Below are 11,828 nucleotides of genomic sequence, written 5' to 3'. Positions count from 1 at the left end.
CATACGAGTGGGCTTGCGTGTCCCCTTCATCGAGGACCTCCGAGACTGCCGGGAAGCTGACCTGCAAGATTCGCGGGCAGAATGTTCTGCAGAAGCGCCCCGAAAAATGGCCCGCTGCCCACGACGTCACCGATTTGCTTGGAATAGCGTTCGAGACCGGTTAGGGAGGCGTTGATGTTGTCGTAGTTGTTGTTCAAGGTGGTCACCAGGATGTCCACCTGCGAGAGGGTGGGTGTGAGGGTGCCTTCGTTGTCCCGCTTCAACGCGGTGAGTTCGTCGGCGATCTGCCGGGCCTGCACGAGGATGTTGTGGATAGAGTCGGCCCGCTGATTGAGCGTGGAGAACAGGGACTGACCCTGGCCGAGCAGTTGGGCGACACGCTGACTGCGGTCGGAGAGGACGTTGCTGACGCCTGCGGTGTTGGTCAGCAGGTGACGCAGTTCGGCATCGCGACTGGCCACCGTCTCGGACAACCGGGACAGTCCAGTCAGTGACGACTGCAGGTCGGGGGGGAGAGCCTGTTCGACCTGCGAGAGCTGATCGAGAGCGCCGGACAGATCGACGGTGTCCGTCTTGGAAACCTTGTCGGTCACTTCTTCGAGCGATCGTGTCAGGTCATATCCGGACGTGGTGTTGGCGAGCGGAATCGTGCCGCCTCGACCGAGCTCCCCGCCGCCTCCCGGCGCGAGTTCGAGATACCGGCGTCCGAGCACAGTCTCGACCTTGATAGTGGCATGGGTGTCGTCACCGAGGCGTATATCGCCGCTGTCGGCATCGAATTCGACGTCGACCTTGTCTCCGTCCAGCGAGATCTTCCGCACCTCGCCGACCTTGACACCGGCGATCTGGGTGGTGTCACCCACCGCCAGACCGCTCGCGTCGCCGAACTCGGCGTGATACGTCTTCGCAGCGATACCGGGCATCGTGTCGAAGTTGAGGGCGAGGGCGATTGCACCGACGAGGATGAGGGTGCCTACGACGCCGATACGGATCGGGTTCCGTTCGAGGAATGACTTAGTCATCATTATTTACACCTTTCGGCGGGCGCGGTGAACATCGGCGTGACTCCGCCTGGTCCCTGCGCGTACTTGACCGCCAGCCCGCACACGAACAGGTTCATATAGCTTCCGTATCCACCGGCCCGACCAGTCAGGCGGTAGTTCTCGGGCAGCTTGGCCAAGATCATGTTTAGGGTGTCGGTCTTGGCATTGAGTCGACCGGCCAGGTCGCCGAGGGCCGATACGTCCTGCGCGATGGCGGGACGGTTCTCGGTAAGAACCTCGGCCAATGTCTTGGATGCGTCGTCGATCTGTCCCAAGGAGCGGCTGATCAGTCCCCGGTCGTCGTTGAGACCTGCGACTAGGTGCTGCAGCTGATCGACGAGCGCCCCGAACTGGTCGTGCCGGCTATTTACGGTGCCGAGAACGGTGTTGAAGTTGGTGATCACCTGACCGATGGCCTGATCGCGGTCAGCGAGGGTGTTAGTGAGGGTGTCGACTTGGGTGATCAGCGTGCTGATACTCGATTCCTGACCGTTGAGGACCTGGACCAGAGAGGTGGACAATTGGTTGGTCTGGTCCGGGTCCAGGCCCTGGAGAAGGGGACGGAAACCGTTGACGACCTGGTCAAGATCCAGAGCGGAGGTCGTCTGCGCGAGTGGGATGGGGCCGTCGAGCGGACGCGGATCGAATGCACCCTGGGACAGGTCGACATATCGGTCCCCGATCAGGTTCTTGTACTTGATCTTCGCTTCGGTGGCAGAGGTCAGCGGCCGCTCGGTGGACAGAGAGAAGGTGACCACGGCCGTGCTGTCCGAGTTGAGAGCGACATCGGTGACCTTGCCCATTGGCACTCCCGCCACCCGGACGTCTGCACCGCTCCCGATTCCGGAAGCGCTGGAGAAGACTGCACTGTAAGTGTGTGTGCTGCCGAACCGAAGATTGCCGACCAGTGTGGCGACACCGAACCCGGTCAGCATGGTCACCAACACGAAGATCAGCAACTTGAATACCGGTGTGCTTTTGGTCATCGCAGACCTCCCAGGAAGAACTGCGCGAAGGGGTTCCCGATCAGATCCGTCGGGGTCCGTGCGGGACGATATGCGTTACTGCCGTCATCAAAGTTGGTGTGCCCCTGCGGCTGTGTCCAGTCGTAGCAGGCAACGGGACCGTCCGCCTGCACCACTGGTAGGTTGGCCGGGTTCGTATACGGCGGGTCGCCCATCAACAGGGTGCCGAGGATGTTCAACCCCGGCATATCGCTTCCCCCGAGCGTCCGTTCGAGGTAGGTATTGGACTGCTTCAGGCTTTCGACGAAGCAGGGAAGGGCTGGCGCGCGCTCGGCGAGCAGGTCCGTGGTCGGCGCCAACGATGACAGGGATTCTTTCAGCGGTGCGCCGGCGGCGTCGAGCAAGGAATGACCGCTGTTGCCGAAGCCGGTAAAGCTGAGGATGAACGCGTTGAGTTGGTCTTGGCGTTCGGTGATCGTCGTCGCGGTGGTGCTGGCGTGATCGACAGTTGCCATGAGGTCAGGAGTCGCGGCTGCGAGGATGTCGGTGGTCTGTGCGCCTTGCGCAAGGTCACGTTGCAGTGTGGGGATGCTGTCGTTGAAACTCGACAGATAGGTGTCGAGGTCGACCAAGGTGTCGCCGAGTTTGTCGCCGCGGCCGTGGAGCGACGTCGCCAACGCATTCAAGGTCCCGTTGACCTTCTCCGGTTCAACGGTGCGTAACACCGTAACCAATGATTCGAGCAGATCGTTGATTTCCGTCGCAACCTGCCCGGTCGACAGCACAGTTCCCGCCGAGATCGACTCGGGGGAGGGAGATTCGGGTTGCATGAGGGTTACGAACTTGCGGCCGAACAGGGTCGTGGGATCTACTGCCGCAGAGACGTTCGCTGCGATCGAGGACGCACGGTTTTTGTCGATGTCCATCGATATCTCGGCGTGTCCGTCGACCAGTTTCACGTCGATGACGCGGCCGACGACGACCTCGCGCATCTTTACGTCGGATCCGGGTTCGAGCGACAATCCGGCGCGGGTCGCATACAGCTTGACGGGGATGGCCGAGGTGAAGCTTCCCCGGTAGACGGCGATCGAGGTCGCCGTCGCGAGCGCTCCTACCACGATCAGGACCAGGCCGAGTGTGACGTAGGCCTTGCGGCTGTGTTCTGTCAGATGTCCACTCATGTCAGCCCGACACCCGCACAGCCCCGGCGGTGCCGCCGTACACGGCGATACCGATAAGTAGGTCGATGATCATGATGGAAATCAGCGAGGTCCGCACTGCTCGACCGACCGCGACCCCCACACCGGCTGGACCTCCGACGGCATTATAGCCGTGGTAGCAGTGCACGCACATCACCACGACGGCCATCGCCAGCACCTTGACCGCGGACCAGATCACATCGCTGGGTACGAGGAAGACGTTGAAGTAGTGCGAGAACGTGCCTTCGGCTTCCCCAACTATATAGACTGTGACCAGCTGGGTGGCGGCGAAGCCGATGAACAAGGCCACCGAATACAGTGGGATCACTGCGATCACGCCGGCTAGCACCCTTGTGGTGACGAGGTACGGCAGTGACGGAATCGACATGGTTTCCATTGCGTCGATCTCCTCGCTCACGCGCATGGCCCCGAGCTGTGCGGTGAAACCGGCGCCGACTGTCGCTGTCAGTGCGATGCCGGCTATCACCGGGATCGCTTCGCGGGTGTTGAAGAAGGCAGAGATGAAACCGGACAGGGCGCCGAGGCCGATGTGGCCGAGCGAGGTTGAACCCTGCTGGCCGACCTCGTATCCCACGGCGGCGGTGAGCATGGCGATGACCACGAGGGTGCCGCCGATTACGGCGAGGGCTCCGGTGCCCATGCTCACTTCGGCGAGGAGGCGGACGGTCTCAGCGCGGTAGCGCCGAAGGGTCCGCGGAATCGACGCGATGGTGTGGTTGTAGAAGGAGAGTTGTCGGCCCATCTCCTCGAGATGGCTGACCGGCGCATCAATCAACTTGATCGCGGCGGCTCCGGTTCCCCGGAGAACCGTAGGTTTGTTGGCTATCGACACGAGATTCCCGTCATTCTTGTCGTTCGGTTTCTGTCAGTTGTCCAAACGTGTTCAGTGCAAGGCCAAAGTCGTGATCACCGAGTTCGCCAGGAACAGCAGCAGGAAGCTGAAGACCACTGTCTGGTTGACGGCGTCACCGACGCCCTTCGGTCCTCCTCGTACGTTCAAGCCGAGGTGGCATGCGACCAGTCCGGCGAGCATCCCGAACACCGCGGCCTTGATTTCGGCGACGAAGAAGTCCCCGAGACCGGTCAGAATGGAGATCGAGGTGACGTACTGACCGGGCGACGCGCCCTGCATGTACACGGTGGCGATATAACCTCCCACCAGACCGACGGACGAGACCAGGCCGTTGAGGAACATCGCGATGACCATGGAGGCCAACACTCGCGGAACACAAAGCCGGTGAATGGGATCAATCCCGAGGACCTTCATCGCATCGATTTCCTCGCGGATCGTCCGAGAGCCGAGATCCGCGCAGATCGCGGTCGATCCGGCGCCCGCGACGACCAGGACTGTGACGATTGGCCCGATTTCGCGAACGATGGCTACACCGGCACCCGCACCGCTGAGGTCCACGGCACCGATCTCTGCCAGCAGGATGTTGATCTGATAGACGAACATCATGCAGAAGGGGATCGCCATCAACAGAGTCGGCATGATCGACACACTGGCGATGAACCACGCCTGCAGGAGAAATTCGCGCAGATGAAAGGGGCGACGAAACATGAAGCGAAACGTCTCAAGGGACGTGGCGTAGAAAGCACCGACCGCACGGGGTGCCACGCGTAAGGCGGCCAAAGCCTTCGCGCCACTCTCGCCCGCCGATCGGGATCTGTCCAGCAGTTGCACGTAGTCCTCCGCGATGATGAGTGCCTGTGTATGAGTGTGTCGACGGATGCCGCAGCGTTCGATTCGCGTCGACAGAGACGCCTCCGGCCGGGTTTGACTGGGATGGGCCCCTTTTCGGCGCTCGGTACCAGTGGGGTGCGGTCCACACCGACGGTGAAGAGGGGCTGTGCCGGGGTTCCCGCGACTGTGGGAACCCCGGCACAGCCCGGTGACCCAATGAAAGCCGTCACCACTTGTGACGGTCCGATCGTGCTATCCGAGGGATCCCTGCCGGAGGCTCCGAGTACCGTCGGCGTTGGGTGAATCATGACTGAGCTGCGCTGTGCGGGTCGAGAGTTGCTCTTCCATGTCACCTCGGGCGTACAGCGCGCGCAGCGCCTTTTTGTCGAACTTTCCGACGCTGGTTTTGGGCACCGCCTCGAGAAATGCCCAGCGTTCGGGAATCCACCACCGTGCGACCTGTGCGTTCAGGAATGTGCGCAGTTCATCGGTGCCGATCGTCGAGCCCGGGGTGCGCACAACGCAGCCAAGCGGCCGCTCTTCCCACTTGGCGTCGGGTACGGCGATAACGGCTGCTTCGAAGACCTCCGGATGTCCCATCAGGGCGTTTTCGAGGTCGACCGAACTGATCCACTCGCCGCCGGACTTGATGACGTCCTTCGTTCGGTCGGTGATCTGGATGTATCCGCGGGGGTCAATATGGGCGACGTCGCCGGTGCGCAGCCATCCGTCCGCGAACTTGTCGGCTGCGTCGACTCCGTAGTATGCCGCGGTAATCCATGGCCCTCGCACCTGGATCTCGCCGATCGACTTTCCGTCCCAGGGCGCCTCGTTGCCGGAGTCGTCTACCAGACGCGCTTCAACGCCCGCGGTCACTCGGCCAGTCTTGGATCGCCAGTACATTTCGTCTTCCGGCGCGCTTCCCTTCGGTGGCAGAGCTATCGCTGCGAGCGGGCTGGTCTCGGTCATTCCCCAGGCCTGAATGATGCGGACACCGAAATCGGAGTCGTAGCCCTCGATGAGAGAGCGTGGAACCGCGGATCCTCCACACGCGACGAGTCGTAGACTGCTCAGATCTGTGCTGTGTGTTCGGGCGTAGCTGAGGAGATCGTTCCAGATTGTCGGTACGGCGCCGGCGAGGGTGGGTCGCTCGGACTCGATCATCTTTGCCAGGTGATCGGCCTGGAGATAGCGGCCAGGTAAGAGCATATCGGACCCGGAAAGCCATGATGTGTAGGCCAATCCCCACGCATTCGCATGGAACATCGGTACTACTGGAAGCACGATGTCGTGCTCGGTGAGACCGAAGACGTTCCCTGCGGCAGATGCCATGGAGTGTAGGTACGTCGAGCGGTGACTGTAGACGACACCCTTCGGGTCGCCCGTCGTGCCGCTTGTATAACACATTGCCGCGGCCTGCGATTCATCCAGATCCGGCCACACGTATGGTGCGCGGGACACTGTCAGGAGGTCCTCGTAGTGAAAGTATCGGTTGTTGGGTAGCTGGTCGGTGTCGCCGACGACGATTACATGCTCGACGGTCGTGAGCTGGTCGAGTACTCGGGCCAGTAGCGGAAGAGTAGTCCTGTCGGCGATGATGACTTTGTCTTGAGCATGGTTAATCACGAACGACAACTGCTCTGGGGTCAGTCGCAGGTTGAGGGTGTGGAGGACGGCACCCATCGAGGGGATCGCGAGGTAGCACTCAAGATGTTCCTGCGTATTCCACAGAAGCGTGGCGACCCGGTCGCCTGGAGAAACTCCGATTTCGGTCAGCCCGCTGGCGAGGCGTTCGGCACGGCGGGCTACTTCGTCAAATGTGGTGCGACGGCAGGAATCCGGCTCGTAGGTCACGACAGTGGAGTTCCCGTATATGCGCTGCCCGTGTAGCAGTATCTCGCGGACCAGCAGTGGGGAGTTTTGCATCGTACTAAGCACGGGGTCTCCAGGTTTCAGAAAAAAGGGGGACTTGTCGACGGGAGCGCGGCGCGGTGAAATTGACGCACCACGCTCCCATACACGGCTAGGCGTTCAGCAGATCAGTCCGCTCGTCGACGGCAAGCATGTTTCGGTACGGGGTAAACAGTGTCTTCGCTGTAGGGATGATCTTGAGAAGCTTCGGCACTGGCCCCTTGGCACGCACCGTGCCCTTCGCCATGGCGACGGGGAGATTGAGGTTGCCGAGCCAGAACTTGTTTCCGCTGTCGGCCGACATGAACAGTTCGACGTTCGGGTCGGGCCCGACATCCACTCCGGTGTAAACTTTACCGTTTGGAAAGTCGACCGTGATCACCGAATCAGGGTCGGTGTACGTAATCCGAAGAGTCACACCCGACTCCGCAAACTTCGGTCCCAATTCGGGATCCGAAACTCCCTGATTGAATACACCGCCGACATACTTGTACACATCGTCGGCGTTCTTGAAGATGCCCATTTGTGTTTCTCCTTAGTCGAGATTTATCCAGACCGACTTGGTCTGGGTATTGCCGAGAAGCGCTTCCTCGCCGAGGTCACGTCCATACCCGGAATTTTTGAAGCCACCGAAAGGCGAGGTTGGGTCCAGCATGTTGTACATGTTGACCCACACCGTCCCTGCGTCGAGTGCGTGCGCAACCCGGTGTGCGCGTGAGACATCACGGGTCCACACGCCGGCTGCGAGTCCGTATTCACTCGAGTTCGCCCGGGCGATTGCCTCGGCTTCGTCATCGAATGCAAGGACCGACAGAACCGGGCCGAACACTTCCTCGCGGGCGATACGCATGTGGTCGGTCACGCCGGTGAAGATCGTGGGCTCGAGGAAGTAGCCGGCGGAGTCCGAGCAGCGGTTGCCGCCGGTTTGCAGGACCGCTCCTTCCGCGAGTGCGGCCTGAACAAAACCTTCGACCCGGTCGAGCTGATTTGCCGAGATCAATGGTCCCATCTGCGTGCCATCGTCGAGGCCGTGACCGGTCACGATTCTCTGTGTCGCCTCTACCAGTCTGGCAACCACCTCGTCATGAATGCTGCGGTGCACGAACAGGCGGCTACCAGCGCAACAGACCTGTCCTTGATTTACGAAGATGGCAGTCAGGACACCCTCGACCACTGCATCGAGGTCTGCGTCCGCGAAGACGATGTTGGCGGACTTGCCACCGAGTTCGAGCGTCACCTTCGCAAGGTTGCGGGCACTGGCGGCAACGATGCGCCGACCCGTCTCAGTCGACCCGGTGAACGTAATCTTGTTTACACCGGGATGTTCTACGAGTGCTTGTCCCGCTTCGTGACCCAAGCCGGTTACGACGTTGAACAAGCCAGGAGGTAGCCCTGCCTCGATCGCCAATTCTGCGAGCCGCACCGTCGTCAACGAGGTCATCTCGCTCGGCTTGACGACGACGGCATTACCAGCGGCCAGAGCGGGCGCAATCTTCCAGCTGGCGATAAGGAGCGGGAAGTTCCACGGGACGATGGCCGCGACGACACCGAGTGGTTGCCGCCGAGTATACGTCAGGGCCTCGCCCACCAGTGGCGACACCGGCAAAACATCGCCGGTCAACCGGGATGGACTACCCGAGTAGTAACGCCAGACTTCCGTTGCGATGCTCAGGTCAAGGAAGAGGGACTCTGTGAGGGGCTTACCGTTGTCGAGGGTTTCGAGTGTGGCAAGCTCCTCAGCGTTTTGCTCGACGAGGTGCGCAAGCTCCGCAAGCGCACGACTACGTGCAGTGGGCTTAAGCGCACCCCATTCGGTCTGGGCGGAATGGGCCGAGCGCACAGCGGCGTCGACATCATCGCCGGTGCCCAGCGCGATCCGGGTCAGGACCTTCCCGTTTCCTGGGTCGACAGTATCCAAAGTGTTGCCGCTCAACGCTGGGCGGCGCTGTCCCGCTATGAAGATACTCTCCTCGGCACCATCCAAGGACGGTGCCGTGCCTTCAGGGATGATCGTGGTCATCGAATCTCCTGCTTATGGACGCCGGACTTCGGCGCACTAGGGGTCAAGTCTGGTGATCCAGGTCACGTCTTTGCGCGGGTCATACGGGCCATGGATGGCCCGAGCGGGCCGTCGGCGGCCGCGATGAAAGGCCCGAAGCTTCCGACGAGCGGGTAGTTGGCGGACGGGCGGGAGGTGCCCATAATGCACGAGAGGACTACCGCTGCGGATCCCGTCACTGCGGGCAATCCGGGGCCGGTGCGAGGCTTGAGAAAAGTGCGTTGCAAAGGGGCTGGTTTTGGTGCATCGGGATGAAATATCCGCAGTGACAGGCTTTCTGGTCGCGGGGTGGTGCCAGCTTTCACGGGCAAAGCTATATGTGACCAGGACCCGGATTGACGGCATCGACTGGGCAGAAGCTCTCCGTAAGGTGGTGAGCGGTGCAGGCAGGCGAGTCAGGCAGGCCGGTGCTGTTTGACCAGTTGGAATCGTGGCTTGAGACTGGGACCGTTTCCTGCACTTACGGCGTGCGGGAGTCGCGTCAGCGTGGGTCGACGCGTGCTGAGATCTCCGGAGGGCTGTCCAGTGGGATGACGACTCGGGCGATCAGTCCTCCCCCCGGGCGCGGTACCAAGACAAAGGTACCGCCCATCGCGCTCGATATTTCCGCGACGATCCACAAACCGAGCCCCGCCGTGCCTCTGCGCTCGCCGAGGCTAACGAACTTGCGGGTAACCAGGGTGGCCTCGTCATCGGTCAAACCCGGTCCGCGGTCGCCGATTTCGACCTTCAGGGACGATGGGGTGCAGATCAGGGACAGTTCCACGGGATGGTCCGCACCGTATCGTCGCGCATTCTCGAGAAGATTCGTCATGACACGTTGTAGTCGGTGGGCATCGCAGTGGACCACGGCACCGGGCGGTGTGATGGTGATTTTGCTGTTCGCGCGCGAGATGCCAGCCGCTGCGAGCGACCCGTGGGCAAGCTCGTCCAATGCGATGCGCCGCACGCGGGCGACGCCGGTGGGATCGCCCGTACTCAACGCCACATCGGCCAAACTGTCGAGCATGTCGGTGAGGTGCCGGCTATGTGCTGCAATCAGACTGATGGCCCTTTCCTGGGCCTGGGTGTCAAACCGGCCCGGGGTGGCGAGGGAGTTAGCCAACGAACTCAATGACGATATCGGCGTGCGGAATTCGTGCAGTACGATCCTCAGCCCATCATCTCGCATCGCTTGGGCTTCGAGCAGTCTGGCTCGGAGATCGCGTTCCTCGACAATTGTCAGATGCTCCGAGAGCGCCTCGGCCCTCGCCTGGACCGCTCGGTCATGTTCACGATCGAGGAGGCTCCGTAGGGTGCCGGTCAAGACTGCGAACATAATTAGGTAACCGCACCACCACCATGCCGTCTCTATGCGGTACGCCATCGACGCACTAGGCAGCGGTATGGCGAGTGCAACCACGGCAAATAGTGCACCCACGCACGCGGCGCCGGCAATGGCGTGCCGAATCCCCTGGCGTATCGCGATCGCGACGATCGCCAAAGGCAGAACTGCGACAAGGTGGCTCATTGCTCCACCAGTTGCGGCCGCCAATGTCACCGACGCCACCCCGTCGAGGGCCGCGACCACATCCTGGGGTAGTTGGCGCAGGCCCTGCAGATCGGCAATCAAAATGTAACTGGCATACGTGAAGGCGAACCCGAGACCGAGCACCGCTATCGGCAGGTATGTACGGTTTATCGGTGTTCCGAAAGCTACGACCACGGTGATGCTGCCGATGACGAGAACTCGCAGCACCGCGATTACTCGCTCGGGTTCCTTCCAATGAACAGGCTTTATCGCAGCTCCCGCGATAGGGTCATACCCTCTGAACATGATCGTTGCTCCTCAAGGCTGCGCTGAGTCGATCCCTTCAGATTCTCTAGGTGAGAGCCCGCATAGCATCGCGTACTTGTCGGGCATGTCACACTACAATCTATGTCTGGTACCCCACTCGTCGTAGTTATCGTGGACGACCATGCGCTCTTCACTCAGGGGCTCGAACTGTTGTTAGGTGTCAGGGCTGACCACCTTTTCGATGTTGCTGGCACCACGACGAACGGCGATGAGGCAGTCGCACTGGTCGGGAAGAACCGAGCGGACATCGTGACGATTGACCTGACTCTGCCACCACGAGGCGGATTGGAGGCCATCGCAGCAGTCCGTGCCGCCTATCCTACGACGCGGATCTTGGCACTTTCGGGCACTGAGGACCTCGCCTTGGCCGAACGTGCATTGCGGAGCGGTGCGGACGGGTTCATGGCGAAGTCGTCCGACGCGGACGCGCTCGTGGCCCCGCTACTCGCCCTTGCGGCCGGAATGAAAGTCGTCGAGGCGGGCGTGCTTGAGAAAATACTCAGAAGTAGTCGCAAGCCCGAGAATGATCTCCTAGACAAGCTCGGTCCACAACAAGTGAAACTGTGGAGCCTGCTCGCTCATGGTCTGGAGACAACGGAAATCGCTGAGCGAGTGCATGTCAGCGAAAGAACAGCCAAGAGGATGGTCGCATCACTTATTCAACGGGTAGGGGCGCGAAATCGTATCGAAGCAGCGGCCATGGCGGGTCGCTATGGGCTACTCGACGCCGATTCCTGGATGCACCGAGGTAATGATTCGTCGTTGTGAATTATCTTGCGCGCCATCGGGTGAGCTGTGAGCGTGGTCGATCAGCCGACCTCAGCTGTCGGGTCGTCCTACTGGATCTTCACAACGTGGGCGCGCAAGAGTCGGACCCGGTCAGGCGATGATCGGGGCGGTAGAACATGCTCTCGAACAACGTTGTCCACGGTTTCTCCCACGGCCAGCCCGGCGGGAGGTGCAAGGTCAGTTTTTGGACGGAGTTAGGCGATCCGTTGGGGGACCGAGATCACCGTCCGGCGGATGGCGCCGGCGCTCGCTTTTCGCCAGTGCGGAGTCACCGGTTAGTGTCGCTGCAGTGTGCGTGCGGTTGAAGGCCATTCCAGCGC

General features: G+C 61.2%; 11 protein-coding genes. 1 reads left to right on the top strand and 10 read right to left on the bottom strand.

Annotated features, from left to right (window positions below; genetic code table 11):
- Positions 1-26 precede the first annotated feature (26 nt).
- The 10 genes from A2J01_RS20565 to A2J01_RS20525 form a co-directional block, all read right to left on the bottom strand.
- On the bottom strand, positions 27-1,025 hold the full coding sequence (locus A2J01_RS20565; protein ID WP_042920103.1) for an MCE family protein: 999 nt from the start codon (positions 1,023-1,025) through the stop codon (positions 27-29).
- Entirely contained in the window at positions 1,025-2,029 is a 1,005-nt protein-coding gene (locus tag A2J01_RS20560; protein WP_042920102.1) for an MCE family protein, read from the bottom strand. Before A2J01_RS20560 ends, A2J01_RS20565 begins: the two co-directional genes overlap by 1 nt.
- Entirely contained in the window at positions 2,026-3,189 is a 1,164-nt protein-coding gene (locus A2J01_RS20555; protein ID WP_058228372.1) for an MCE family protein, read from the bottom strand. The genes A2J01_RS20560 and A2J01_RS20555 overlap by 4 nt, the downstream gene beginning before the upstream one ends.
- Position 3,190: 1 nt before the next feature.
- Positions 3,191-3,970 (bottom strand): MlaE family ABC transporter permease, encoded by a 780-nt coding sequence (locus A2J01_RS20550; RefSeq protein WP_081559622.1) that lies wholly within the window; start codon positions 3,968-3,970, stop codon positions 3,191-3,193.
- A 141-nt stretch (positions 3,971-4,111) separates the two neighbouring features.
- On the bottom strand, positions 4,112-4,789 hold the full coding sequence (locus A2J01_RS20545; protein WP_231915856.1) for an MlaE family ABC transporter permease: 678 nt from the start codon (positions 4,787-4,789) through the stop codon (positions 4,112-4,114).
- 375 nt (positions 4,790-5,164) lie between these two features.
- Positions 5,165-6,838 (bottom strand): long-chain fatty acid--CoA ligase, encoded by a 1,674-nt coding sequence (locus A2J01_RS20540; protein ID WP_064113462.1) that lies wholly within the window; start codon positions 6,836-6,838, stop codon positions 5,165-5,167.
- A gap of 97 nt (positions 6,839-6,935) precedes the next feature.
- On the bottom strand, positions 6,936-7,346 hold the full coding sequence (locus A2J01_RS20535; RefSeq protein ID WP_042920096.1) for a sterol carrier protein: 411 nt from the start codon (positions 7,344-7,346) through the stop codon (positions 6,936-6,938).
- Positions 7,347-7,358: 12 nt separating this feature from the next.
- The gene (locus A2J01_RS20530) at positions 7,359-8,843 is read right to left on the bottom strand and encodes an aldehyde dehydrogenase family protein (protein WP_042920093.1); all 1,485 of its coding nucleotides are present in this window, start codon (positions 8,841-8,843) and stop codon (positions 7,359-7,361) included.
- A 62-nt stretch (positions 8,844-8,905) separates the two neighbouring features.
- Positions 8,906-9,061, bottom strand: coding sequence for a hypothetical protein (locus A2J01_RS35910; RefSeq protein ID WP_156519336.1), 156 nt, complete (start codon positions 9,059-9,061; stop codon positions 8,906-8,908).
- 302 nt (positions 9,062-9,363) lie between these two features.
- A complete protein-coding gene (locus A2J01_RS20525) occupies positions 9,364-10,698 on the bottom strand; it encodes a sensor histidine kinase (protein WP_051649478.1) in 1,335 nt (444 codons plus the stop codon).
- A 102-nt stretch (positions 10,699-10,800) separates the two neighbouring features.
- On the opposite strand from A2J01_RS20525, the gene A2J01_RS20520 reads away from it, so the two are divergent.
- Positions 10,801-11,487, top strand: coding sequence for a response regulator transcription factor (locus tag A2J01_RS20520; RefSeq protein ID WP_058228370.1), 687 nt, complete (start codon positions 10,801-10,803; stop codon positions 11,485-11,487).
- Positions 11,488-11,828: the final 341 nt, after the last annotated feature.

The organism is Rhodococcus sp. EPR-134, from assembly GCF_001647205.1.
GTDB lineage: Bacteria > Actinomycetota > Actinomycetes > Mycobacteriales > Mycobacteriaceae > Rhodococcus_F > Rhodococcus_F qingshengii.
Note: the sequence above shows the minus strand (reverse complement) of the source record. Positions and strands in the feature narration are given on the sequence as shown.

What these genes read in the sequence shown, in the direction of transcription:
- A2J01_RS20565 (WP_042920103.1), bottom strand. Translation starts at nt 1,025, where the DNA reads ATGATGACTAAGTCATTCCTCGAACGGAACCCGATCCGTATCGGCGTC.
- A2J01_RS20560 (WP_042920102.1), bottom strand. Translation starts at nt 2,029, where the DNA reads ATGACCAAAAGCACACCGGTATTCAAGTTGCTGATCTTCGTGTTGGTG.
- A2J01_RS20555 (WP_058228372.1), bottom strand. Translation starts at nt 3,189, where the DNA reads ATGAGTGGACATCTGACAGAACACAGCCGCAAGGCCTACGTCACACTC.
- A2J01_RS20550 (WP_081559622.1), bottom strand. Translation starts at nt 3,970, where the DNA reads ATGGGCCGACAACTCTCCTTCTACAACCACACCATCGCGTCGATTCCG.
- A2J01_RS20545 (WP_231915856.1), bottom strand. Translation starts at nt 4,789, where the DNA reads ATGTTTCGTCGCCCCTTTCATCTGCGCGAATTTCTCCTGCAGGCGTGG.
- A2J01_RS20540 (WP_064113462.1), bottom strand. Translation starts at nt 6,838, where the DNA reads ATGCAAAACTCCCCACTGCTGGTCCGCGAGATACTGCTACACGGGCAG.
- A2J01_RS20535 (WP_042920096.1), bottom strand. Translation starts at nt 7,346, where the DNA reads ATGGGCATCTTCAAGAACGCCGACGATGTGTACAAGTATGTCGGCGGT.
- A2J01_RS20530 (WP_042920093.1), bottom strand. Translation starts at nt 8,843, where the DNA reads ATGACCACGATCATCCCTGAAGGCACGGCACCGTCCTTGGATGGTGCC.
- A2J01_RS20525 (WP_051649478.1), bottom strand. Translation starts at nt 10,698, where the DNA reads ATGTTCAGAGGGTATGACCCTATCGCGGGAGCTGCGATAAAGCCTGTT.
- A2J01_RS20520 (WP_058228370.1), top strand. Translation starts at nt 10,801, where the DNA reads ATGTCTGGTACCCCACTCGTCGTAGTTATCGTGGACGACCATGCGCTC.